The 22,369-nt window shown below is 58.8% G+C and carries 17 protein-coding genes and 6 pseudogenes; 8 read left to right on the top strand and 15 right to left on the bottom strand.

The window, feature by feature from the left end:
• Positions 1 to 76 precede the first annotated feature (76 nt).
• The 3 genes and pseudogenes from DU484_RS20745 to DU484_RS07770 form a co-directional block, all read right to left on the bottom strand.
• Positions 77 to 337: a tyrosine-type recombinase/integrase gene (locus DU484_RS20745; protein WP_222844910.1), complete on the bottom strand. Its 261-nt coding sequence runs from the start codon at positions 335 to 337 to the stop codon at positions 77 to 79.
• Between the two features lie 943 nt (positions 338 to 1,280).
• Positions 1,281 to 1,420: pseudogene (locus tag DU484_RS20810) on the bottom strand (DUF7568 family protein); the annotation flags it as partial.
• 5 nt (positions 1,421 to 1,425) lie between these two features.
• A pseudogene (locus DU484_RS07770) lies at positions 1,426 to 1,653 on the bottom strand (hypothetical protein); the annotation flags it as partial.
• A 210-nt stretch (positions 1,654 to 1,863) separates the two neighbouring features.
• On the opposite strand from DU484_RS07770, the gene DU484_RS07765 reads away from it, so the two are divergent.
• The 4 genes from DU484_RS07765 (at position 1,864) to DU484_RS07750 (ending at position 8,942) form a co-directional block, all read left to right on the top strand.
• Positions 1,864 to 3,882, top strand: coding sequence for a CapA family protein (locus DU484_RS07765; RefSeq protein WP_187347786.1), 2,019 nt, complete (start codon positions 1,864 to 1,866; stop codon positions 3,880 to 3,882).
• The gene (locus DU484_RS07760) at positions 3,879 to 5,096 is read left to right on the top strand and encodes a poly-gamma-glutamate biosynthesis protein PgsC/CapC (protein WP_187347785.1); all 1,218 of its coding nucleotides are present in this window, start codon (positions 3,879 to 3,881) and stop codon (positions 5,094 to 5,096) included. The genes DU484_RS07765 and DU484_RS07760 overlap by 4 nt, the downstream gene beginning before the upstream one ends.
• Positions 5,093 to 6,676: a hypothetical protein gene (locus tag DU484_RS07755; RefSeq protein ID WP_114605604.1), complete on the top strand. Its 1,584-nt coding sequence runs from the start codon at positions 5,093 to 5,095 to the stop codon at positions 6,674 to 6,676. Before DU484_RS07760 ends, DU484_RS07755 begins: the two co-directional genes overlap by 4 nt.
• 181 nt (positions 6,677 to 6,857) lie before the next feature.
• Entirely contained in the window at positions 6,858 to 8,942 is a 2,085-nt protein-coding gene (locus DU484_RS07750; protein WP_262342908.1) for an ABC transporter ATP-binding protein, read from the top strand.
• A gap of 126 nt (positions 8,943 to 9,068) precedes the next feature.
• Here the strand turns inward: DU484_RS07750 and DU484_RS07745 are convergent, their stop codons facing one another.
• Together DU484_RS07745 and DU484_RS07740 are read right to left on the bottom strand one after the other, a co-directional pair.
• Positions 9,069 to 9,662 (bottom strand): TrkA C-terminal domain-containing protein, encoded by a 594-nt coding sequence (locus tag DU484_RS07745; RefSeq protein ID WP_262342907.1) that lies wholly within the window; start codon positions 9,660 to 9,662, stop codon positions 9,069 to 9,071.
• A gap of 551 nt (positions 9,663 to 10,213) precedes the next feature.
• Positions 10,214 to 11,773 (bottom strand): hypothetical protein, encoded by a 1,560-nt coding sequence (locus DU484_RS07740; RefSeq protein WP_114605601.1) that lies wholly within the window; start codon positions 11,771 to 11,773, stop codon positions 10,214 to 10,216.
• Positions 11,774 to 12,011: 238 nt separating this feature from the next.
• Here DU484_RS07740 and DU484_RS07735 point away from each other — a divergent pair, with 238 nt between their 5' ends.
• Positions 12,012 to 12,566: a hypothetical protein gene (locus tag DU484_RS07735; RefSeq protein ID WP_114605600.1), complete on the top strand. Its 555-nt coding sequence runs from the start codon at positions 12,012 to 12,014 to the stop codon at positions 12,564 to 12,566.
• Between the two features lie 37 nt (positions 12,567 to 12,603).
• Here the strand turns inward: DU484_RS07735 and DU484_RS07730 are convergent, their stop codons facing one another.
• A complete protein-coding gene (locus tag DU484_RS07730) occupies positions 12,604 to 13,563 on the bottom strand; it encodes a hypothetical protein (RefSeq protein ID WP_114605599.1) in 960 nt (319 codons plus the stop codon).
• Positions 13,564 to 14,035: 472 nt separating this feature from the next.
• Here DU484_RS07730 and DU484_RS20130 point away from each other — a divergent pair.
• Positions 14,036 to 14,289: pseudogene (locus tag DU484_RS20130) on the top strand (toxin-antitoxin system TumE family protein).
• Here the strand turns inward: DU484_RS20130 and DU484_RS07720 are convergent.
• Positions 14,258 to 15,415, bottom strand: a complete 1,158-nt coding sequence (locus DU484_RS07720) for a hypothetical protein (RefSeq protein ID WP_114605597.1) — start codon at positions 15,413 to 15,415, stop codon at positions 14,258 to 14,260. The pseudogene DU484_RS20130 and the gene DU484_RS07720 overlap by 32 nt on opposite strands.
• 64 nt (positions 15,416 to 15,479) lie before the next feature.
• On the opposite strand from DU484_RS07720, the pseudogene DU484_RS07715 reads away from it, so the two are divergent.
• Positions 15,480 to 15,682: pseudogene (locus DU484_RS07715) on the top strand (transposase); the annotation flags it as partial.
• A 65-nt stretch (positions 15,683 to 15,747) separates the two neighbouring features.
• Here the strand turns inward: DU484_RS07715 and DU484_RS07710 are convergent.
• From DU484_RS07710 to DU484_RS07690, 5 genes and pseudogenes are all read right to left on the bottom strand, one after another.
• Positions 15,748 to 16,143, bottom strand: coding sequence for a PIN domain-containing protein (locus tag DU484_RS07710; RefSeq protein WP_114585483.1), 396 nt, complete (start codon positions 16,141 to 16,143; stop codon positions 15,748 to 15,750).
• Complete coding sequence (locus tag DU484_RS07705) at positions 16,133 to 16,387, bottom strand: hypothetical protein (protein ID WP_114605596.1); 255 nt, start codon at positions 16,385 to 16,387, stop codon at positions 16,133 to 16,135. Before DU484_RS07705 ends, DU484_RS07710 begins: the two co-directional genes overlap by 11 nt.
• A 249-nt stretch (positions 16,388 to 16,636) precedes the next feature.
• A pseudogene (locus DU484_RS07700) lies at positions 16,637 to 16,831 on the bottom strand (ISNCY family transposase); the annotation flags it as partial.
• 17 nt (positions 16,832 to 16,848) lie between these two features.
• Positions 16,849 to 18,093, bottom strand: coding sequence for an RNA-guided endonuclease InsQ/TnpB family protein (locus tag DU484_RS07695; RefSeq protein ID WP_114605595.1), 1,245 nt, complete (start codon positions 18,091 to 18,093; stop codon positions 16,849 to 16,851).
• 288 nt (positions 18,094 to 18,381) lie between these two features.
• A pseudogene (locus DU484_RS07690) lies at positions 18,382 to 18,875 on the bottom strand (ISNCY family transposase); the annotation flags it as partial.
• Positions 18,876 to 19,022: 147 nt separating this feature from the next.
• On the opposite strand from DU484_RS07690, the gene DU484_RS07685 reads away from it, so the two are divergent.
• A complete protein-coding gene (locus DU484_RS07685) occupies positions 19,023 to 20,279 on the top strand; it encodes an RNA-guided endonuclease InsQ/TnpB family protein (RefSeq protein WP_114605594.1) in 1,257 nt (418 codons plus the stop codon).
• Positions 20,280 to 20,354: 75 nt separating this feature from the next.
• Here the strand turns inward: DU484_RS07685 and DU484_RS07680 are convergent, their stop codons facing one another.
• From DU484_RS07680 to DU484_RS07670, 3 genes are all read right to left on the bottom strand, one after another.
• Complete coding sequence (locus DU484_RS07680) at positions 20,355 to 20,822, bottom strand: HVO_A0114 family putative DNA-binding protein (RefSeq protein ID WP_114605593.1); 468 nt, start codon at positions 20,820 to 20,822, stop codon at positions 20,355 to 20,357.
• Positions 20,803 to 21,111 (bottom strand): toxin-antitoxin system TumE family protein, encoded by a 309-nt coding sequence (locus DU484_RS07675; RefSeq protein WP_114605592.1) that lies wholly within the window; start codon positions 21,109 to 21,111, stop codon positions 20,803 to 20,805. Before DU484_RS07675 ends, DU484_RS07680 begins: the two co-directional genes overlap by 20 nt.
• 151 nt (positions 21,112 to 21,262) lie before the next feature.
• The gene (locus tag DU484_RS07670; RefSeq protein ID WP_114605591.1) at positions 21,263 to 22,207 is read right to left on the bottom strand and encodes a transcription initiation factor IIB; all 945 of its coding nucleotides are present in this window, start codon (positions 22,205 to 22,207) and stop codon (positions 21,263 to 21,265) included.
• Between the last annotated feature and the right edge of the window lie 162 nt (positions 22,208 to 22,369).

Raw genomic sequence — 22,369 nt, 5'->3', positions numbered from 1 at the left:
TCAACTCTACAAGATTCCATGACCGATACGCACTCTGTATCGGCCACGTCGCTACTGAGCGACGTTTGAGAGGTCCCTATCCGTGATGGACACGACGCAGTGCATCAGCCGTTGCTGTCCCCGAGATACGGCTGTATTTCTGCGCAGTCGCCAGATCGCTCCACCCCATTAGAGCTTGGAGCGGCACCGGGGCGACACCCTTGTAGGCGTGGTAGCTGGCGGCGGTCGCTCGCAGACAGTGTGGATAGACACGTCCCGGGAGATCAGCTGCGCTCGCGGCAGCCTGTACTCGTCTGTTGATTGTTGACCGTGACCGGGGAAACGTATCGTATCGTATCTGTTAGCAAAACACTCGACACACAGCTCCAGTCGAGAGGTCAAACGGAATGAGTCAAGCCGAGTCCACTGTCTTCGGATGCCAGCGAGATGCGATAGCATCCTCGACACAAAGGCCGTCATTGTGGGCAGTTTCCTGTCGAGTCTGCCGTCGGCAGTACCCGCACTGGCACGGTTCGTGTTGTGGGATGCGAATCGTGCGGCGGTTACAGTTCACCCACGCGGTCTGGAAATGTGCAATCTCCCCAGCGCGAAGCCCGAGTCGCCCTGCGAGGAGACAAATAAAATCGCGCTTCAAAATCGTGTGGTGCTGGAAGGGCCGAGCATGCTTCCAGTAGAAATTCAAACTGACGGTCGGTGAGAACATCTTCGTGAGTGTGCCGAGTCGTGAGTGTCCGCCGATGACGATCTGCCCATTCTGTCCCGGGTTGGCTGTGATGAGACATCCGTGGTCGTCCTCATGCTGGCGGGTTGGGAGTACCGTTGAGTTGTGCTGAATGTACAGCGCAAATACAGCACGACGGTATTTCCCGATTGAGATTATCCACTACCAGATTTAGTATTCTCGAAGAATTGGATCAATTCAGAGTCGATCAGAACGGAGTATCCCCATGATTAGATTGAGATTGTGGTCGGAGCATCTGAATCAGAGATTAGTGTCTCAAGAGCATTTGGATTGACGGAATCGGACAACGTTTCTTTATCGATTCCAACATTTTCTCCTGCTTTCGAAAAATGCAGTTACGACCGCAACCGCGATGGGTGTAGTAGTTTGGTTATAAGAATAATTGACCAGTAATTCACGGTTTATTTCTAATTCTCCCTTCACGATTATAATTGCCTCGGATAGACATGTAGCACCACTTGAATTAATTCACAAAATCGTAATATCTTCTCACTGAGGGCACACAACTTCGTCACAGGTCGGATAGTTATCGACGAGGATCGACGAGGATCGACCCGCGCCACTTGAACCGTAGGAGTCCGGCGCTTGATGCAGGAGGGAACGCTCTCCGAATTCACTGTTTCGATACGCGAGCGTTGGTGTGTGACTCTCTCGTGGCCAGTTGGTAATTCGGGACATATCGATTAGAAGTGGATGTCTGCGGGGACGATGCAGAGCATCTGGCTGTCTTCCTCTTCCTCAAGGGCACGATCGAGCTGATCGTGGTGACGAATCCCCATGGCGTGCTGGTCGTACGTCGGGACTGATGCTCTCTCGTAGGCGCCGAGTTGAAAGAAGACGTGCCGGGCGAGACTCTCATCACGCATGATCGCCTCGTCGCTGAGCTCGTTAAGTCCCTCCTTCACGCGATTGGCAACGGACAGCCAAAGCTACTGACGGCCCCGCACTCACAGGTTTCCACCCATTATGATACTAGTCTGATAATAAGTACCGACCGCTGATCCAGTGTTGACATCCGATAACGAACAACGTCTCCGATATATCGTTGATCTCAAATATGTAGAAACAATATATCAATTAAATTGAAGAGACGAAAGGTATTGGGACTCACAGCCGCGGGAATGACCTCTCTCGCTGGATGTTCTCAGCGAATTCGACAAACAGTTTCAGGCACCGCTGGCGACGAGCCGGCAGCCACCGGAACCGTCTCCACAGGTGGTGACACGCTATCGGACGCGTCGGTGACCGCTTATCGAAATGGCAGCGAAATCGCACGAGCCACGACCGACGTCGACGGAACGTACGACCTCTCTCTCGGTGGTTTCCCGGCTTGGGTTCGCTTCGACCACCCGGAACACAGCTCAGTCACGAGGGCAATCGCACCAGGCTCGACGAGGACTATCACGCTGGCTTCGGGAGAGGAGGCGGTCAGTTTAGCGTTCGGCGGAGACGTGATGTTTGGACGGCGATACTACGAACCGAGAGACGATCCGCTTCGGTTTTATTACCGGTTACAACCGGGCGACCGCCGGGACTCTCATGACCGATTGCTCGACTCGGTTTCGCCGCTCTTCCGGGACGCCGATATTGCGTCGATCAACCTAGAGACACCGCTGACGTCATCAGAATGGCGGCATCCATCGAAGGCGTTCGTCTTCACCAGCCATCCCGTCGCTGCAGCGGCGATGGCCGATGCCGGAATCGATTACGCGGCACTTGCGAACACGCACGCCTTCGATGCCCTCACGCCGGGGCTTGAGGAGACGGTTGAGTCCCTCGATGAGGCTGGTATCGGCCATTCCGGCGCCGGTTCGGACCCCTCCACCGCCATTGCTCCGGCCGTTCTCGAACGCGACGGGGTGACCGTCGGCTTCGTTTCGGTGACGACGACCGCGGGCAGACAGTACGACCGCGACTGGGCGGCTGACGAGACGACTGCGACGTACACTGTCAACCGCGACGGCCAAACCCTCTCGGTTCGGGATCGTGCAGGGGTTGCCGAAGCGACGCCCGAGACGATCCGCGCCGGCGTACAGGCTGCAATCGACCGTGCGGATGTGGTCGTGACACAGATCCACGGCGGCGAGGAGTACCAACGGACGCCCACGCGGGAACTCCAGAACCTGACCGACACCGCGATCGCTGCCGGCTCGGATCTGGTGGTAAACCACCACCCACACGTGTCGGGGGGACTCGAGACCCGCGACGGCGCGCTCGTCGCGTGGTCAATGGGGAACCTCTTTTTCGACCAGAACCTGTGGGCCACATATCGGTCGTTTGTCCTACAGGTGACAGTCACTCCGGACGGAATACAGTCGGCACGAGCAGAACCGATCCTCATTGAAGGGTACGTCCCACGTGGCGTGACCGGACCGCTCCGAAACCGGCTGACGTGGGAACTCGCCGGACTCTCGGACAGTTCGTTCACGATCGCCGACGATACAGTAGCGTACCGGCCTGACGACGAAAGATATCCACCCGAACAGTTGACCCTCGACGGTGGGATTCAACGCAGAGCCCGCGGGTGGGTTACTGAATCCGATGACTCGGTGCAACTCGGTCGCGAACGGTTCATCACCGGATCGTTCGACGATCACGATGTCGACAGCGACGCGTACGAAGGCACGCTGTGGCGCTACGGCCGTGAATCGCGTGGCAGCGACCAACCTATCGGGCAAGACGGGTCTGGCGGTATCGAACTCGTACGCGTTCGAGCGAACGAGAACCGAGCATTGCTGTCGCCGTGGAACCGCCTGCCAGTCTCCAACGAGGATTTCACGCTATCAGGAACGTACCGAACGAACGCAGACGGAGAGCTTCGCCTGCTCGTCTCGTGGTACGACGATACCGCCGGGAGTTCGTTCCAATCCCAGGAGACGTCGCTCGCGTCGACGGAGCGTGAATGGACCGATTTCGCACTCGATCTTGAGCGGCCCGACGATGCCACACATATCGACGTCTTCCTGCTCTTGACCCCACCAGACGGCGTCGACATTCTGCGTGTGGCGTTCGACACGCTGAGCCTCGTCGAGTGGGAGCCGGCCGATGTCGCCGGTGGCCGGCAGTTCGATGCTATCCGAGGCTCGTCCGGAGCGACCGTCCGTGCAGTCCCGGTCAACGGTGAGGTGCGCTGGCAGTGATCGTCACAGTCATCGTCACCGCGTTCGGACTCCTCGCAGTGGTGGGATTGACACAGGTGTACGGCTACCGGCTGGGAGGCACGATTGCGATACCGATTCTCGCCGTGTACACACTGAAAAGCTTCGTCATGCTGCCGATCTACGTCCTCAGTGCCGCGGTCGCGTACCTCGGACTGAGCCTACTGAAGAACAACACGCTGATCTATGGTCGTGCCGAACTGATCTACGCGATCCTCATCGGGAGTCTGATACCGGTCACAATCTTCCTGACCTTTGGCTTTCTTATTCGAGATATCTTTCAGACCGTCGTGTTTGTCGGGAGTATTCTGCCTGGCCTTGCCGCATATAATTATCACCAACTCGACGCAGAGACCCGTCGCTGGGACCTACTGACCGCAGCGGTGTTGTTCGGATGTCTGTTCGGGCTTGGATGGTATCTCGTCTCGGCGGAGTTTGCACCCACACTTGCGACTGCGGCGCCCGTTACGCTCTACTCACGCACAGCAGATGTGGCGACGTGGAAAGGCGTTGCCGTCAACGAGCCCTTGTCGCCGGTTATCCTCCCCCGGCTTGTAACCGTGTTGTTGTTCGCGATCGGGATGCTCCTGTCAGAACGTGTCCGCGAGCGGTATGACATCCGTATCGGTGTGGTTTCGGTGGCGTTGCTTGCGATCTTCTCGCTTGCGGACCGCCGGCTCGTCTATCTATACATCTGTCTAATCGTGATATCGTATGTCGCCGTGCAAGCGATTCACTATTCATCGCTGTTGTACGGGCGCGTACTCGTCGGTATCGGGGCAGCGTTTGGCATCGTCGCGGCCGTGCCGTTGTCGATCGAACTGGGAATCACACGCGGTCTCTCGGCGTTCTTTGTCGGGATTCTCGCGGGGGTGAACGCGTACAACGTCCACGTCGCACAGCCATCAAGTCGACGGTTGTTCGTCCCGCTTCAGTTTGGATCGTTCGTATCCTTGCTGTGCTTGACGAGGCTCACCGGAGCAGTCCTACCGAGGGGGTTCCCCCGCCAGTTCGGCATCACCGAAGCAGTAATAGGCTTGAGTATCATCGCCGTCTGCTTCGGGTACGCTGAGTGGCGAACGATTCGGAAACCCGACGAGGAAGCGATTTCCGATCGATCCATTTTGAACCAACCTAGTACTGCCCACGAGACTGCCACTCCGCTTGATGAGACATCGCGAGAGATGGACCCATGACCGAGGGGATTCGCTTCGAGGTGTACGACACCGACGCCGGGTGGCGGTGGCGATTGCGAATCGACAGCCTCGTCTTGAACCCGTCGAAGGAGACGTTTTCTTCACCCGATCAGGCTCGCGCGGCCGTCAATCGCGTCCGTGCAGCGGCATCAGTCGTTGAGGATCTGCCGGAGCAACAGTTCAACGGTACCCACGCAGGTGACCACGTTACTGACGTGCAGTGTGCGACTGTCGATGTTGCCGGCCAGTACGAGTGGGTTCTTACTGCGGACGGCGACGTGCTTGCGCGATCAACGTCGGCATACGAAACCGAATCTGGCGCGCTGACGGCTGCAACGGAATTCTGTACATATGCTAGCGTCACAGAGACCGTGTTCATCTTCAGGAACCAGGACCAGCCATCATCGTTCGATGTCGGCTCAACATCGATACTGGCGGCGCTTCGATCGTTAGCGACGCTCCCAATCCGGGGGTTCAAACACCGTCGAGCGCTCCAGAAGATCGACACCCGGATCGTCGTTTCTGGTATCCGTGGCAAATCTTCGACTACCCGCCGACTCGACGACGTGTTAAGACGTCGCGGGAACGACACACTAACAAAAATCACAGGTAATCAGCCACATCTGATCCACAATGGTGGTGTGGTCCCGTTGAACCGCGAAGGACCCAGAACGACCCTGTATGAAAATATCGACGTTTTCAGAGAATACGTCCCAAAACTCGCGAAATACGCTCCTGATGATGTCGCAATTTTCGAGAATCAAGGTATCACGGAGTACACGACCCGTCTGATTAACGAATCGTTCCTGGACCCACACGTTATTGTTCTGACCAACATCCGTCGTGATCATCAAGACACGCTCGGCGAAACCCGAGCTGACATCGCACGGTCGTTCGCCAAAGCAATCCCTCCCAGTACCCACGTCGTGTGCGGTGAGCAGCACCCGATCATCTACGAGTATCTGGAACGTGAGGTCACGGCTGTCGGGTCGACAATCGAACAAGTAGCGATCCCGGAGGAACACCAAGGACTGCTCGGGGCGGAAACGGTTCACGCGGTGAACCACACGCTCACAGCCGTCGGTGAGCCTCCCGTTCCTGACGATGAGATTCGAACGTATCTCAAACAGATCCAGCCGAAATGGACGACCGTCCCGAACGGGCTCGTGTTCAACGCAGCCGAGGTGAACGACGTCGAGAGCACGGAAGCGGTCAGACAAGCACTTGAGAACTCTGATTGTATCACCCCATTTGTCTTCTTGCGGCCGGACCGACGCGGGCGAACCGCCTCGTTCGTGTCGTACTTCGATCACCTCGCCGATCGTGGAATTATCGACGTCGGATACGTGATGGGTAGTGACAGCGCAGTATTCGTAAATGAGACGACGTGTGGGGTCACGGAGATCGACTCCGACGCCGATCCGGGAGCCGTGTTGGATCGGCTGCTTGATCGTGATCGACCGGTGATACTCATGGGCAACACCGTTGACGAATTCATGCGAGAGCTTGATGCTGAAATCGAGTCGCGAGCACAGCGTAGGTTTCTGGTGGACAGGCCACGAGGGTCGCCAGCCGCGTAGTTCTCATACGATTGCTCCCACGGTCTCCCGGCGGGGATCACCGTGCTGTGACACATTCGTCTATCGCCACCGTGTACCTCCTGTCCGACAGAGCGGTCGCTCCTCATGAGTACAAGCGTCAGCGGAACCATACCACCCAGCCATTCTAATGTCGCTGTTATGCTGAACTCATCCGGATCCGCTGTCGCGTCTCAATCCGGTGTACACCGTCGGCAACCAGATCAAGGAGTCACTACGACTCCATCAAGGACTCCGCGGGAAATCGGCGACAGAGGAAGCAATCGCACTATTAGAGGCCGTCGGTATCGCGGATGCACCACGACGACTCAACGAGTCCCCCCACAAGTTTTTCGGGGGAATGCGCCAGCGGGCGGTGATCGCCATGGCACTCGCCTGCGACCCCGATGTGTTGATCGCCGACGAGCCGACGACAGCGCTCGACGTGACCACCCAAGCACAGATTCTTGAACTCCTTGCGAAACTGCAGGCCGAGCGCGATTTGGCGATTCTGTGTATCACAAACGACATGAGCATGATCGCGGAGGTCTGCGACCGGGTAAACGTCATGTACGCCGGCGAAATCGTCGAGACGGCCGCGGTCGAGAACCTCTTCGCCGCCCCGGCGCATCCGTACACCCAAGGACTCTTAGCAAGCATCCCGGGTACGCAGTCGAGCACACAACGGTTACGGACCATCGACGGGGAGGTGCCGACGCCGACGGAGGCAGCGACGGCGTGTCGGTTCGCACCTCAGTGTCCGAAGGCGTTCGAGGAGTGTGAACAGGTCCACCCACAGTCGGTGGCGGCGAGTACCGACGACCCGGATCACACAGTCGCCTGTCTGCTGTATCCTGAAGACCAGGATCCCGAAGCGGAGGCGACTTCCCGATACGGCGAGGACCCACAACGCCAGGCCGACAGCGCCGACCGAACTGCGGGCAGAACCACCGCTCTCGGGAGCGGTGCGGTGCCGAGCACGGACGATCCACATCCTTACGAGTGGGACCGCTCCGACGAAGGGGGTGGGACGCTGGTCGAAGTGCGTGACCTGAAGAAGCACTACGGCGTCGGGCTGAACCTGTTTACCCCATCGAAGGTCAGTGCAGTCGACGGCGTCACCCTCGATATCCAGCGGGGCGAGACGCTAGGCCTCGTCGGAGAGTCGGGGTGTGGCAAAACAACGCTTGGGCGCACGCTCCTCCAGTTGGAGTCGGTAACAAGCGGCACTATCCGATACGACGGTCGCGATCTCACCGATCTGTCGGCCGCGGAGCGCAGACGGTGGCGGCGCAACGTCGGGATGGTGTTTCAGGACCCCGAATCAAGTCTGAATGACCGGATGACGGTAAGCGAACTCGTCCGCGAACCACTTGACGTCCACGACTGGAAAACACGGCCGGAGCGTCGAGAGCGGGTTCGCACCCTTCTCGAGACGGTAGGACTGCAACCGGTTCATTACCACCGCTATCCCCACCAGTTCTCGGGCGGCCAGCGTCAACGGGTCGCCATCGCAAGGGCGCTGGCACTGAATCCCGAGTTTCTCGTCCTCGACGAACCGGTGTCGGCACTGGACGTCTCGGTGCAGGCGCAGGTACTCAACCTCCTCGCGGATCTACAGGCCGAATACGGCCTCACGTATCTGTTCATCGCTCACGACCTCTCCGTAGTCAGACATATTTGCGACCGAGTCGCGGTGATGTATCTCGGGAACATACTCGAACGCGGCGAGACGGCAGCGCTGTTCGAGTCCCCCGTAAATCCGTACACCATCTCGCTTTTGTCAGCAGTCCCGACGGCCGAACCGACGGACGAGACGGCCCGCCTGACGCTCCGTGGATCGCCACCGACGCCACGCGACCCGCCAACTGGGTGCCCGTTCAGCACCCGTTGTCCGATGAAAGTGCGACCGTGTGGTGGGCGTAGTACTCGCAGCTCGGGTGATGCGCGAGCAGCAGCGGGTCGCGCTCGCCCACCGACCGAACCACACGGCGGATCGGGTTCGGCCTCATCGGTACTCGTCGAGGTCGGCGCTACACTGGCTGCACGTCGACGCGTTCACCGGGATGGTCTCCCGACACTCCGGACAGACGGCGACCTGCTCGCGGTTGTCCAAGTAGTAGTAGAGCCCGAAGGGGAGACAGCAGAGGGTCCCGACGATTATCCAGCCCGTGTCGCCGGTGAACGCGTATTTCGTCTCGATGCCACTCGCCGCGTTTCGGTCGCCGGACCCGGGCTCGGGCTCCGACCCGTCGTTCTCGTTCGCTGATATTACCGACGTATTCAGGCTTCACATTCATTATATTATGCGTCGCCCCTAGGCGTCCCGGTACCGCCGTCGGAGTACGTCACGTGACGTTCGTTTCGTAGTAGCACGCGTGTTTCGTCTCCTCTCTCAGGCGTAGAGTTCGGTGAACCGCTGGACCCCTCGTCGGTTTCTGCGATCATGAGTTCGTCCCCGTCTTGTACATTTTGGGGATTCTCTGTGACTCCTCGAGTTAGGCGATGATGTTCGTGTTGGCGTTTGAGTCCCGAGCCACGAGTGCCCTGAACTCGGCGGTCGCGTCCTGGGGAGCACCAGAATGGCCGCGCTGGTGTCGCCGATGCCCGTCCCTCGAAGCGACTTGAGCTCGGTTGCGTCCCCGACCACGTCGACACCCTCCAAGTCGGTCCGGTCGACGACCGTGCATTGAACCCCGGCGTGGGTGAGCGCATCGGTGACGGTCCGACCGATCTCCGCGTGTCCGACGACGACCGTGTCACTCCGGTTCGGCCGTCGCATCCCCGATCGCGTGAGGTCCTTGAGTCGTGCAAGCTGAGCCTCGCGATCGGTGGCCAGCAACACCGTGCCGTTCGTCAGCATCACGTCGGGATCAGGTGACGTCTCGAACTCGCTGCGGAACCAGGCCCCGATGACGTTGACACCGGCCCATTCACGGATGCCACTCTCCGCGAGTGTCGTCCCGACGAGCTGACTCCTGCGGTGGATCGGAAAATCGGCGATTTCGAAGTCGTCACCGATTTACATCACGTCCCCCAGTTCACTCGTGACTGAAGTCGTCACCTTCGAGGCGAGACTCTGGCCGAGCAGCGGACGCGGGGAGAGAACCTCGTCGGCTCCATCGAGACGGTCGTAAACATCTTTGAGGAGACCGGCTGCCTTCCGCTGGTGGGTCAGGTCCCGGGGTGTTGCGTCGCCGTGGTGACCTACTAGCAGTTCTCAATTGTGGAGCCCACACGGTGAGAGAGGGACAACAGGGGAAACGGTGTTCCATATCGAGAACCTACTAGTAGACACGAGTCTGCAAAGCACTAGCAATCAGAGCCAATTCTCCGAATCGAACCCCTCGATCCGGATATGATTTTGGAGAGTTGCTGAATACAGAGCGCGTATGTCGCGTGGAGGACAGCTGACGTTGGCGCCGAAATAGTCCGTATAGTGGTCTCTGAAGTCGTCTCCACCTGGTCGAAAGGTGGTTTTCCACGGTGCAGAGTTCGGTGTCGGTGAGCCACTGAGCGTCGGCGAGCACGTGCCGAACCCTAGCCGTCTTGGGATCGAACCGTGCCTCCCATCGTGGCATCGCCTAGCCAGTCGACGAAGGTTCCCTGGACGAACGTCTCTTCCTGCCTGTCGATGTACGTAGTCTGCATCTCACGAATCGCGTCGGAGAGTGACAGCCCTTGGTCCACGTACTCAGTCACGCGATCGTGCTTCCACCCGGCCGGCGAGGTCCGTCGATCGACTCGCTCCTCGAGCGGGGACACGTAGGTGTCCACCTCCGCCGGTGTCAGTCCAAAGGACCCGAGTCCCTCGCGAGCGTACTCGAACAGTTCGGTAAAGATGGCGTCAACGTCGGTGGTTTTCGCACCCTCGACCGTACGCCAGACCAAGTCAGCCTCGAACCCGTCCCTGACTGCGGCGTAGAAGTTCTCCTTCGCTCGCTCCCACTCCAGCCGAGTCAGCGGGTGGTCCTGACGAGTGAGTCCCTCCAATAGTCCGCCGAACACCGCTTGGAACGCCACCGTATCTCGAAGGGTCGGTTGGGCCGAAAGTGGTCGAAATTCGATGCGTGCGTTCGCAGCTACTCGATCCTCGGCGCTGAACATCGGGCGGATCCAGCGCCAGTAGGTCCCACTCTTCCTCAGGAAATGTGCGAAGTTGTCGTCGAATCGAGCACCCAGTTTCACGTCATCGTGTGGGAGAGCGACGGGATCGGCCGCGATCCGGTCGATCGCCTCGTCGATCGATTCGATGTCGCGTGGGAAGCCGACCTTGTCCGGGACAGTACTCTCACCCTCTGCGGGATTCAGGGCCGACTCGAACACGGGAATTCGATTTTCCATCCAGCAATCATCAAGAATCGCTTCCTGATCGTCGACATCGTAGAGGTCGGGCGGGAAGAACGGTGAATTCGCACCCAGTACGACGAGCGGGCCAGCGATCCGAACCGCGTACTCGAAGTATTGGGGGAAATCTTGGGCCTGCGGTACCTGGTAGTGGGGCTGGATCGAGGTTGTGAGCATCTCCGGGCGACCTCCCTCGAATATCACGTGTGGCGTATCGATTCGCATCTGCGAGAGGTATTCGGAGTTGGCGATTCCGTGATACCTGACGTCGTCACTCACGTTCGTCCCGAACTCGATGCCGTGATTGATGACGCGATCGCTAAGATACTCCGCTGCAGTCTCACCTTCGGGCGGAATTGTCCACATTCCGTCGCTCACCAGTCGGACGGTCTCGGCCTCGGCCCCTTGGAGGGCAACCTCGAATCGCGCCTGGAGTTCCTCACGCTGGGCTCGCAAACCAGCCGCCGAGAGCGGTTGCGGTTCCGTGTTCATCTCGGCGTTGTGCAGCCCCAGTTCCGGCTCGAAACCTATGAGACCGAGGATCCGGCGCGGGAGTCGCCGCAACTCGCTGGTTCGTTTGTCGACGCCGTAGAGCTCGAACTCGAGGCCAACGAGTGCCTGCTGGTTGTCGAATGACCCGTCCTTGATTTCCGCTTTGAGCCACTCGGCATCGCGGGCGACCTGGTCTTGGTAGGCTTCTACGTCGGCCGCCAGGCGTTGACGCACTCGCTCGACGGGGTCGGTTCCCCTCATACGCTGCCATTGCCGATCGGTACGTTTCAAACTACTGAACATGAAGGGCGGATCGCGAGTGGCCATGGAGTGACCGATTCGACGGTCACCGTACTGACTGATCGATTAGCAGCGAGTTCGTGACGGCGACGGGGTCTGTCCGCGTCCGAGCGCCCCCACTCCATCCGACCTCGAATACCCCATCCATCGAAACGTTGATTGCCCAAACTTGGTTACTCCGAGCCGACCAAGATCGACCATGACTGATAGACCCCGGCTCGCGGTGATCGTCTACGGCAGTTTCCTCCATCCGGACGACCTTGCGGAGCTGTTCGACGACGTCCCGAGCCGTGTCGTTCCGGTCGAAGTACGGGGATTCGGGCGACTCTTCAATCAGGAGGCCAGCTGGCGAGAGACGAACGGGGACCGGAAGGCGGTGCTGAACGTGACTCCAGCGAGTGACGAGTGGTTCAACGGTATCCTCGTCGTGGATCTCTCCCGCGAGGAGTTCCGAGAGTTCCGCGAGCGCGAGCGAGGCTACCGACTCATCGAAGTGGGCTTCGACGCGATCGAGAGCTACGACCGATCCACCATCGAGACCGACCTTACAGTCGACGAACCAAATATCGAGTCACAAGACCTCGTACTTACCACGACGGGTCTCAAGACACGGAACTCTATTGACCCCATAGATAGCTACGTCGACCTCTGTTACGACGGGGCAAGTCAGTGGGGAGCGGAGTTCCTCCACGATTTCCTCCGAACGACTAAACTGAGCACCGGCGAATCGCTCGAGTCGTACGTTTCGGAGTAATCGTCCTGTAGAACGGGAATCGGCACCCGCCGGCGCTCTACAGCCGACTCCGACTCTCGACGAACAAGACGCCGAACCAGAGGAGTACCCCAGCACTCCACAACAGGAGCGTCGCGACCCGTCCTTGGACCTCGAATCCGGTCGCGAACAGGACGATGACGAGCGGAATCGAGAACTCGTGTAGCTGCTGTTGAAAGAGATACCACGAATCCCGGTAGACGCGTACGGGGTGACAGACGCCGTCTGTTCCGGTGTCGTCCAGCCCGAGCCGCGATCTTGTCTCCTCGTCGATCCAGAGTTCTGGAAGGTCGACTTCTGTTCGACGGATCCGATCTAGGTCGAGGAGGTCTGCACACTGGGGGTACCGGTCCTCGTCGCGTTCTATTTGTGCTTTTTTCGTCTCTCTCCGTTCCCTGTCGATTTCGAAGGCCTTGATCCCCCGTACAATCCGTTCGCCCCGTGAAGATTCGATCGTGATGTCGTCGCCCTCGTCAACGCCAATCATTTCGAGCGTGTTCGACGGGAGACGACACACCTTGTCTTCGAGGTCGGGAAACACGCCCATCCGAACCCGACAGACTTGGGGACGAACCCCGAGAAGGTCGTTCAGCTGTCGTCGCTCCCACCGCCCTTCCGGATTGGAAACTGATTCGACTTCGACTTCCCCTGCCGATTCTGCCTTGCTGTACTCGATATCCCGTGGCGAGGGGACACCGAGTGCAGTTCTCACCGTGAAGTCCAGCCCGATCAGTTTATCGCCCTCGCTGACGCTCCGGTCGTCTACGGCCATCTCATAAAGATCGTCGTTGACGAACACCCGAGCGTGAATTTCGAGCGACGGGTGTCGCGTACTCCGGATGAGCAGGAACTCGCCTTCATCCGTTTCGGGAAACTGTTCCGAGAAGTCTGCCTCCGTCAACTGGGTGATATACTCCTGCTGGAAGTCGCGATCGGACGTCGGACAGACCTGGAACCGGGCGGGTTCACCCCCAGTCACAGTCAGGTTGTTGTGAGTAGAGACACTTGAAATCACACGTGGTATCCGGCGGATTTCGATCCCCTTGCGAGGTTCACCGTCACTCGTTCGTGCTGAGCTCGCCCTCTGTATCTCGCACGCCGTGTCTATCAATTACTGAGAGTTTCAACAGAGTCGCCACGCTCACTCCAGAAAAGAGAGTCAGTGTGAAACAGCACCCGATGACACCCGACATGTTCCTCGAGTGAGTGGGTTACCAGTGCAACGCCGCGACCCGCCGTTACTTGTCCAGCTTGTCCCAGGCGTCATCGAAACGTTGTTTGAACGATGGTTTGGTACAAGGTGGGAAGGCTGTTCAGGACCCCTCTTACGACGCGACGGGTATTCGCGGGATTAGTGTTTACCCGACTCGCCACCAACGATGTCAACATCAAGATGGACCCACTTGGCAAGATATAATTTTGTTGAGTTTGCATCTCAACAAAGGAGAATGGTGCCTGCGACGGTCGTGTACCGGGAAGAAGACGAGAAGCCGGACGGAGCCGGTACGAGATGGTCGCGTGGCAGGTCCCGGTGCGTGAGGACTTCCCGCGGGGGCTGAAGTACAGCTTCCAGTACATGGACGCTGGCGGCAACACGCTCCTGCGGTACGATAACGCGATCTACCACCTAGATGTCGGACGGCATCACACACCGGAGGCTGAGCGATATCGGTTCAATCGTGTGTCTGATTCAACCGTTCCTTGAGCGTTTCAGCGCGAACCTGGAATTGGGTTGCTTTCGCCCGGACATCCTGTCCAACGCGCTCCAATTGCGCAAGCGCAAGCTGACTCTCTAACCCAGTCTGTCCCATCCCATCCGTCTCTGCGGCGGCCCGTTCCTCGTAGGCCTGCGTGACTGTCTCAATGGTCACCTCGGGGTTGAACAGAATATCATTCGCCGACCGGATGTACCGATCAAGGGCGACGCCTTCTCGCCCGGTAAAGAAGTGCGTCAGGGCATACGTCGCACCGGAGTGGAGTGTCCACATGTCAATTTCTGTTGATGTATCGGCCGCTGCCCGGGCATCCTCAGCCGCTCGTTTGGCTAAATACTCGGGGAGGTCGAGTAGCGTGTAGAACTCACTGAGAGTGAACGGGACATCAGTGAACTGAATCGTGAGTTCACTAGCCCCCTCAATGAACGCGCAGAGATCGTTGGCGACCAGCCCAAGTTGGGCGAGGATTGACTGCCACCATCCCTCAAAGTCACCCACGTCACCGACGTGTTTGACTGTCTCACGATCAGTCAATTGTCGGATCGAGTTCGCACAGGCAGTATCCCGGGCAAATCCCTCGACATAGACCGCGTGGCCGCCGAAGAAGTCGTAGCCGGCCGTCACACCCATCGTAATTGGCTCACTCCGGCTGGGGAGGTCGACGGTAAGTCCGTCGAACAGGATATCCATGTGTACTTCACCACCGCCACGGTACTGCCGGACTTCGCCGAACATCACCTCTGCGAGCGGACGACCGTCAATTGTCTCCGTTCGGAGGACGGCTTCCAGTGGTCCGAAGATATCGAGTGGATTGATGACGCTGTAGCTATCGGTAGGGATGAAAAACAGCGGGTCATCACTCGTCTCACTGTCCGCCTGCTTCACGAGTCGCGTCGGCTCAACGATCGCATTGTGTCGGTCCGTCTGCATCCATTCGTCCACGTAGGGATTGTGGTAGGCAACCTCGGTGGTCGTCGCTTGCGGAAGCGCGCGAACGGCCGTCGTGAACGTCGTTGATTCCTCACTTGATCGTTGTCGTGCGTACCACGCTGGGAGGTGAGTCTTTGTTCGCCCATCCAACCCGGCAAATACCATCGTCGTCTCTGGGTTTGTCATCACTAGTCACACTCCGCAGGTGCTCATTCAATCACACCTGCACCACATTGTGGATGATAAAGTCCCGAAGCACAGCCCTGCCGACCTCGCCCATCAATTCAAGTCGTCCTCTAGTACCCACTTGCTAGAGCGGCATCCCGAGATCCAAGAATCGTATTTCTGGGGTGATGGATTCTGGAAGGTTGGGTACGACATGACTACATGGGAACAACGGGAGCGGGGTCGGAAGAAGTAGGTGAACAGTATATCGAGGAGACAGAGCAGTAGGCCGAGTGTCAGGCTTCACCCCCGACCTAGTGGTCGGGGAACTCGCTCTCGCAACTAGTTCATAACTAGTAGGTCTCGACTGGCACACCCAACGCTTCGAAATCTTCGACGTTGTCTGTCAGGACCGCGTCGTCAAGGACGTCGGCCATCGCGGCGATGTACCCGTCATTCGTCCCGACGCTGGCGTTCCCTCCCCCACGGTCGTCTGCCGCCGCGAGTAGTTTCCCGGCTTTCCGCGCGATCTCTTCGTCAACGTCGATGCGCGGGTACCCGAGGATGCGATTCCGCACCTCCTTCTCGGTGGTATTGCTACGGGCCGTAAAGACGCCGTAGTAGGCCTCAGCGACCACCGGAGTTGGCAACCACTGCATCTCGCCGTCCTCGACGAGTTCCGCACCCTTCGAGAACGCATCCGGGTCCTCCGCCATCAGGTCGAAGAGATACGAGGAATCAATGATCATTCATCCGTCCCTCGCTTTCAAATGCGCTGCGGGCGGTATCGAGGCGGTCGCGGTCACGCCCGCGCAGACGGTTCACCGCTTCCTTGGCGTCCGCGGCTTCCTCCTCGGTCAGGAGACCGGCAACGTCGCCAGGGTGAGGGCCGCGCGTCATCCGGCGCAGCGTTTCCTCCATCGTCTCGTCGTCCTCCTTGTGGGCGCTGAGCCACTTGTGGTACTCCTCCGAGACTCGGATAGTTTTGACCATGCGATATATTGAGATATATGCGTCTAAGAGTCTTACGGAGCTACTTTTACTCACCGCCTGATGTTGCGAAGACACCTCTATGATACATAAATTTCATAACTAATCAAACTGAAAGAAGGGGCCCCGTGGCTCTCGAAACGCACTTCTGAGAGACCTATCGGATACCGTTCCAGAACTTGCCGGAGAAACCGTCTTCAGGACAGCGCCGCGGCTCCCGCGAGCTGGAGAACGCCAGTGGAAACGGAAGGGTTAGTGAGGTGGATCGAGGCCGTAGCTTTTCTTCGCGAACGTCAAGAACGAGTTTGCCGTGATCGCCGGTTCGTCGCTGACCTCGCCGTACAACTCCAACTGAACGAGGATGTCGACGAGACGCCAGCAGTTGTACAGCACGCAGGCGAACACGAAGTTGAAGTACCGGAACCAATGGTCCGGCGACTGCGTCTCCGGTGAACTACCCGACCCTACTCGCTCACCGCTGACGCGGTTCGCTCCTTGAGGGTAGGGCTTCCTGCTTCTATGACGCGCTTTGCAGATACCGAATCGGTATCCACAGGAAGAGCAGTCTCCACAGGCGTTCGTTCGGAGTGTCCCACTCCTACTTTTTCGATACCGCGAGAAAGGATGTTCCACGCCGCGTTCGCATCCCTGTCCGTCTCAAACCCGCAGGCAGGACAGGAGTGTTCCCGAACCCACAGCGGTTTCTCCGTCGAGACGCCGCACGACGCGCACTCCTTGGTCGTGCCGCTCGGGTTGACCGCGACGAAGTGCGTTCCCTCTCGCTTGCACTTGTATTCGAGCAACGAGAGGAACGTCCGCCACGCGGCAGATGCCGTGTTGCGGCTGTTCGACGGCGACTCCATCATCCCCTTCACGTTCAGGTCTTCTACCGCCACTAGGTCGTACTCCCGAGCGTAGTAGTTCGAGAGTTTGTGCAAGAAGTCGCGGCGCTTTCGCTTGAGGGCGGCGTGGCGTTCAGCCACGACCTGCCGTTGTTTCTCCCAATTCGCGGAGCCGTGTTCCTTCCGCGAGAGGTCGCGCTGTTCGCTTTCGAGCCGTTCGCGCTCGTCGGAGAGGTCTGGCGACCCGACCGCCGTGCCGTCGGTGTCGTGAGCGTACTTGAGAATCCCCACGTCGATGCCGACGCACTTCTCGGGGTTTTCGGGCTTCGCGGGTGGTTCGCGGTCCATTTCGACGCCGAAGGAGGCGAACCACTCGCCCGTCGGCTCCTTCTTGAGCGTGACCTGCTTGAGTGTCGCGTCGTCAGGGATGGCGCGGTGGAGCCGAATCGGTATATCTCCGAGTTTCGAGAGTGATAGGACAGTCTGACCGCCCTTCTTGTCGAGCTTGAAGCCAGACTGACTATACGTGAAACTGCGGAACTCCCGTGGTGGCTTCCATTTGAGTTGGCCGACGCCGTATCCGTTCTCCTTGAGCTTGGAGAGTCCTTTAACGTTGTCGAACAACCGTTCAACGACGGTTTGGAGAACTTTCGAGTACACGTCGGAGAGATCGTCCCACCACTGTTTGAGGTCGGGAAGTTCCGACCGCAGGGTAGTCATGGACGGCAATTCGCCGTGTTCGTCTTGGTACTCGTTGAGGCGGTAGAGCGTGTGGTTGTAGAGTTGCCTACAAATGTCTCGGTGGCGGTCCAACTCCTCGCGGTGTGCGTCGGACGGCTTGAGACGGTACTTGTAGGCGTAGTACATCTGTTACTCTCGTTCTTCAATTAGTTCGTCCAGTTTTTCGCGGACAAACGACGAGAGGTTGAGGTGTTGGTCCTCAATCCACTCGTCTTGGTCCTCCCGAATGGTGATTGTCTTCCGTTTCACCGTAATGCACACTATGCACATTATACATATGGTGTCTTCGGTGGCGTGGGCCTGTGGGCCGAGCGTCGAACGTGTTTGAGAACTGTGCAGCACTGTATCCCCTCCCTACTGCGCTACTCGGTCGCTTTGCTCCCTGCGTTGCTCCTTGAGGAAGGGGGCTTAGTGCCTCGATTCAGCTAAGAACGTCTTCGATTTGCGAAACGCGTTTTCGACGCCCCAACGTCGCTTATAGAGGGCCATCACGCGGCCAATTTGATGCTTCATCTCCCGCTCATCCGTAGGGTCAGTATCGACGAGAGGGAGGTTGGTCTCGAACGGCACGGTCAGTGCCTCGATCTCCTCGCTATCGCGTTCTTCTGCCTCATCGTGGATGTCCTCAGGAGATCAGCAAACGGCGAGTCGTCATCGGCGTCCGATGGCGTGTCCATCCCCAGTGTGTCGGTGAAGTCTTCTACCAACTCTTGACGAATCATGACATCTGTGCCGTCGTCGTCTTCCTCTTCGCGCTCCCACTCGCGCTTCGGGAGGTAGACGGCCTTCCGGCTCGGCCCATCGTCCAGCCGCTCCTGCTCGACAACGGCGAAGTCCTTCTCTTCGCTGGCGAGCTTGGCGATCTTGTACTCGTGGTCGCTGCTGGAGCGGACCGTACTGGGATTCAGCATTTTCGAGGTGGAGTCTCCGACCTCAAGGAGCGAACGGAGTGAGCGAGTCGGGTGGAGAGGAAACCGACATGGTACGACACAATCGGCATACTGCGACCACCCGACTCCCAGATATTTAAGAATCATTAGCACTACATCTGAAATATGGAGGTCCGGCGTACCGCGCTCGTCAAACTCGTCGTTCCCGATGAGCGACGCGACGACCTCCACGAATCCGCCCGGCAGTTCCTTCACTGCGCTAACCGTGCCGTTGAGTTCTGTTGGTCTAACAGCTCCTACACCGAGTGCGTCACGGCCAACACGACCGCACGAGACGCGCTCTACGACGAGCTCCGCGACGAAACCGATCTCACCGCGAATCTCGTCCAAGAAGCCATCCGACGCGCCGTCCAGGCCGTCAAAGGATGCGTCGAACGGTGGAAACAAGCGAAACGAGTGAGTCAACCGGAGTTCACCTCGTGGAGTATGCTCTACGACAAACGGAGTGCCACATTCTACCGGAACAAAGTCTCGCTCTCCACCGTCAACGGGCGTGTCGAGTGCAGCTTTGAACTTCCTTCGGACAGCCCTACGCCGTATGAGCGATACGTGTTGTCCGAGGAGTTTGAGTTCCGAGCGAGTACACTCCAGTACGACGCAGTGGACGACGAGTTCTACTTCCACATCCCCACTCGAAAGTACGACTCTGTAGGAGACGGCGAGTCGTCCGAGATTTCGGAAGATACCGAGCACCAAACAGTCCTTGGTATCGACCTCGGCGTCAATTCACTCGCCGTCTCCTCCACGGGGAGATTCTGGCAGGGAGACGACTACGATCACTGGTGTCGGGAGTTCGAGAAGCGACGTGGAGAACTGCAACAGTGCGGCACCCAAGCCGCGCACAACGCCCTTCTTCGACTCGGCAAGCGCGAAGACGCGTGGCGGAAACAGTACATCCACACGGTCGCCAACGAGCTCGTCACCGAAGCCGTTGAACACGACTGTAACGTAATCGTGTTCGAAGACCTAACCAACATTCGAGAGCGTCTCCCGCAGGCGAAGTGGCACCACGTGTGGGCGTTCCGACGCCTGTACGAGTACGTTTCCTACAAGGCCCCCGAACAGGGTGTCTCCGTGGAGCAAGTCGAACCGAACCACACGTCTCAACGCTGTTCTCGAATTGACTGTGGGTTCACGCACGAGGATAACCGCCACGGAGAACACTTCTGTTGCCAGAAGTGCGGGTACGAAGTGAACGCGGACTACAACGCTGCGAAGAACATCGGGACGCGGTACGCTCGTAAGCGGACACACAGACTCCGTTCCTCGCCCAAGTCGGGGAGCGGAGACGTACCAGTAAACGTGCGTTTGAATGGTGGGATGTTGAACGGCAAGAGTTACCAGCGTATTGCTGGCGACTGATTGCCGGGAATCCACATCAAAGCACCACCCTCGAAGACCGAGGCGCGGAGCGCCGAGGGAGTAGGGTGGGGTAGTTTACGCCGATGCGGCCGATTCTGACCCTTCACCGCGGGGGAGGCCGAACTCAACCTCGATTCGGACCGTGTCGTAGGGAACGTACGGCCTCTTCGCGCGGCCGTCCTCCTCGAAGTGGATGATGTCGTACTCGGCCAGCAGGTGCAGATCGTCGTGGACGTCGTGCACGTCACGGTCAAGGCGGTTAGCCAGCGCGCGGATACTCTCGGGCGGGCGCTCCATCACCGCTTCGAGCAACTCCATCCGCCGGTCGGTCAGCAACTGGCGGAGCCGCGAACGGTCTTCGAAGTTGACGACGTGCGGAACCTCCTCGCCGTCCTCCCACTGTTCGGCGCGCTCGATGGCTGCCGCCTGCGCCTGCTTCGCGGGGAGCGACGTGATGCGGAGGGTCGAAGGGTACTCGACCTCGTCCGGGTCGGGCGTAAATTCGTCGTGTGTGGGTTCGGTGTCAGTTGGTTCGTTGCTCATAGATTTCGGTCACCTCGTTCTGGAAGTCCTCGATCAGGTCGGAGAGGTCTGTAAACTCCAGTTTCGTGATGTCGCCCTCAGGTGGGTGCCGATGATGCCGTCCGACATCCAGGTGGTAGGGCGCGTTGTCGTACCGCAGGAGTGTGTCGCCGTCAGCGTCGATGTACTGGAAGCTGTACTTCAGTCCCTGCGGGAAGTCCTCGCTCACCGGGACCTGCCACGCGACCATCTCGTACTGACTTCCGTCCGGTTTTTCGTCTTTTTCCCGGTACACGACCGTCGCTGGCATCGTTCTCCTATGTTGTGCTACAACCCCAACAGAGTTAAATCTTACCGTTGGGAACGAACCCCAACAAACAGATTCGTAGCAGTAGTTCCTAATGCAAGTCGGCGATGGCGACATCTGCAATACAGACAGTCTCGGTCTCGGCGTTCTCCTCTCAGTCGATGAGGAGGGCCTGGAGGTGTTTCCAGCGAGTACGTAGCGTCACCGGCGTAATGCCCGCTGCATCAGCTAGCACACGCTGTGTCACTCGTTCGCCTTGCTCTAGCCCAGCCTGGTAGAGACACGCCGCTGCGATACCGGCTGGCTTACAGCCACTGATGGCGCCGGCAGCGATCATCACGCGGGCGAGGTCCGCAGCCCGTCGACGAGTCGCTGGCGAGATATCGAGCTCTGAGGCGAGACGAGGGATGTATCCAGCAGGACCAACCGTCATCGCCGGAAGCCGGAGTTCTCGGTTGAGAACGGTGTAGGCATTTTGCACGCGGTCATGCGGGACGGCGGCCACAGCCGTGATTTCCTCAAGCGGCCGAGGAAGCCCAGCACACCGGCAGGCGGCATAGACACTTGCAGCGGTCATCGCCTCGATCGAGCGGCCGCGCATGAGACCTTGTTCGGCGGCGATCCGGAAGATCTGGCAGGCCTGATCGCGAAGGCTTCGTGCCAAGTTGAGTGCGCCACTCATTCGTCGCACATCAGAGAGCCCGTGAGCAAGGTTCTTCTCTGCCTTGCTGGCCCACCGCCCTCGACGATTTTCTCGCCGGAGGCGGGCAAGCTGCCCGGTCTTCCGACCCGACAGCGCAATCCCGTTCGCGTCAGTCCGGTCGAAGCCGATCTCACTCGATAGCCCGCGATCGTGACGGGCAGGCGTCAGCGGTGGCCCAGTTCGCTTTCGTTCGGTGCGCTCGCCCCCGTCGAGTGCTCGCCACTCCGAGCCGTGGTCAATCGGACGATCCTCAAGGACCAACCCACAGTCTTCACAGGTCGTCTCAATGCTGTTCGTGTGGACAAGGCCGCCGCACTCGGGACAGCCTCTACTGGACTGGCCGGCAGCGGGAACGTCCTCGTCGAAGTTCCGCTCATAGACATCTTTCAGTGGCATGGTTCACACGAGGGCTCAACGCTCTCGGTCGGGTCCTCGCATCCCATTGTGAATGCTAAAATAGCTCGCAGCGAGCCCTATTTGGATTTCAGTAGGAAGGGACGCCGTTCGAGGATTACTGGACTGATGAATTGGAGAAACGCGAAGCAACGCTCCACAAGC

It is taken from the genome of Haloplanus rubicundus, assembly GCF_003342675.1.
GTDB classification, from domain to species: domain Archaea; phylum Halobacteriota; class Halobacteria; order Halobacteriales; family Haloferacaceae; genus Haloplanus; species Haloplanus rubicundus.
This window is presented reverse-complemented; position numbering and strand designations above follow the sequence as displayed.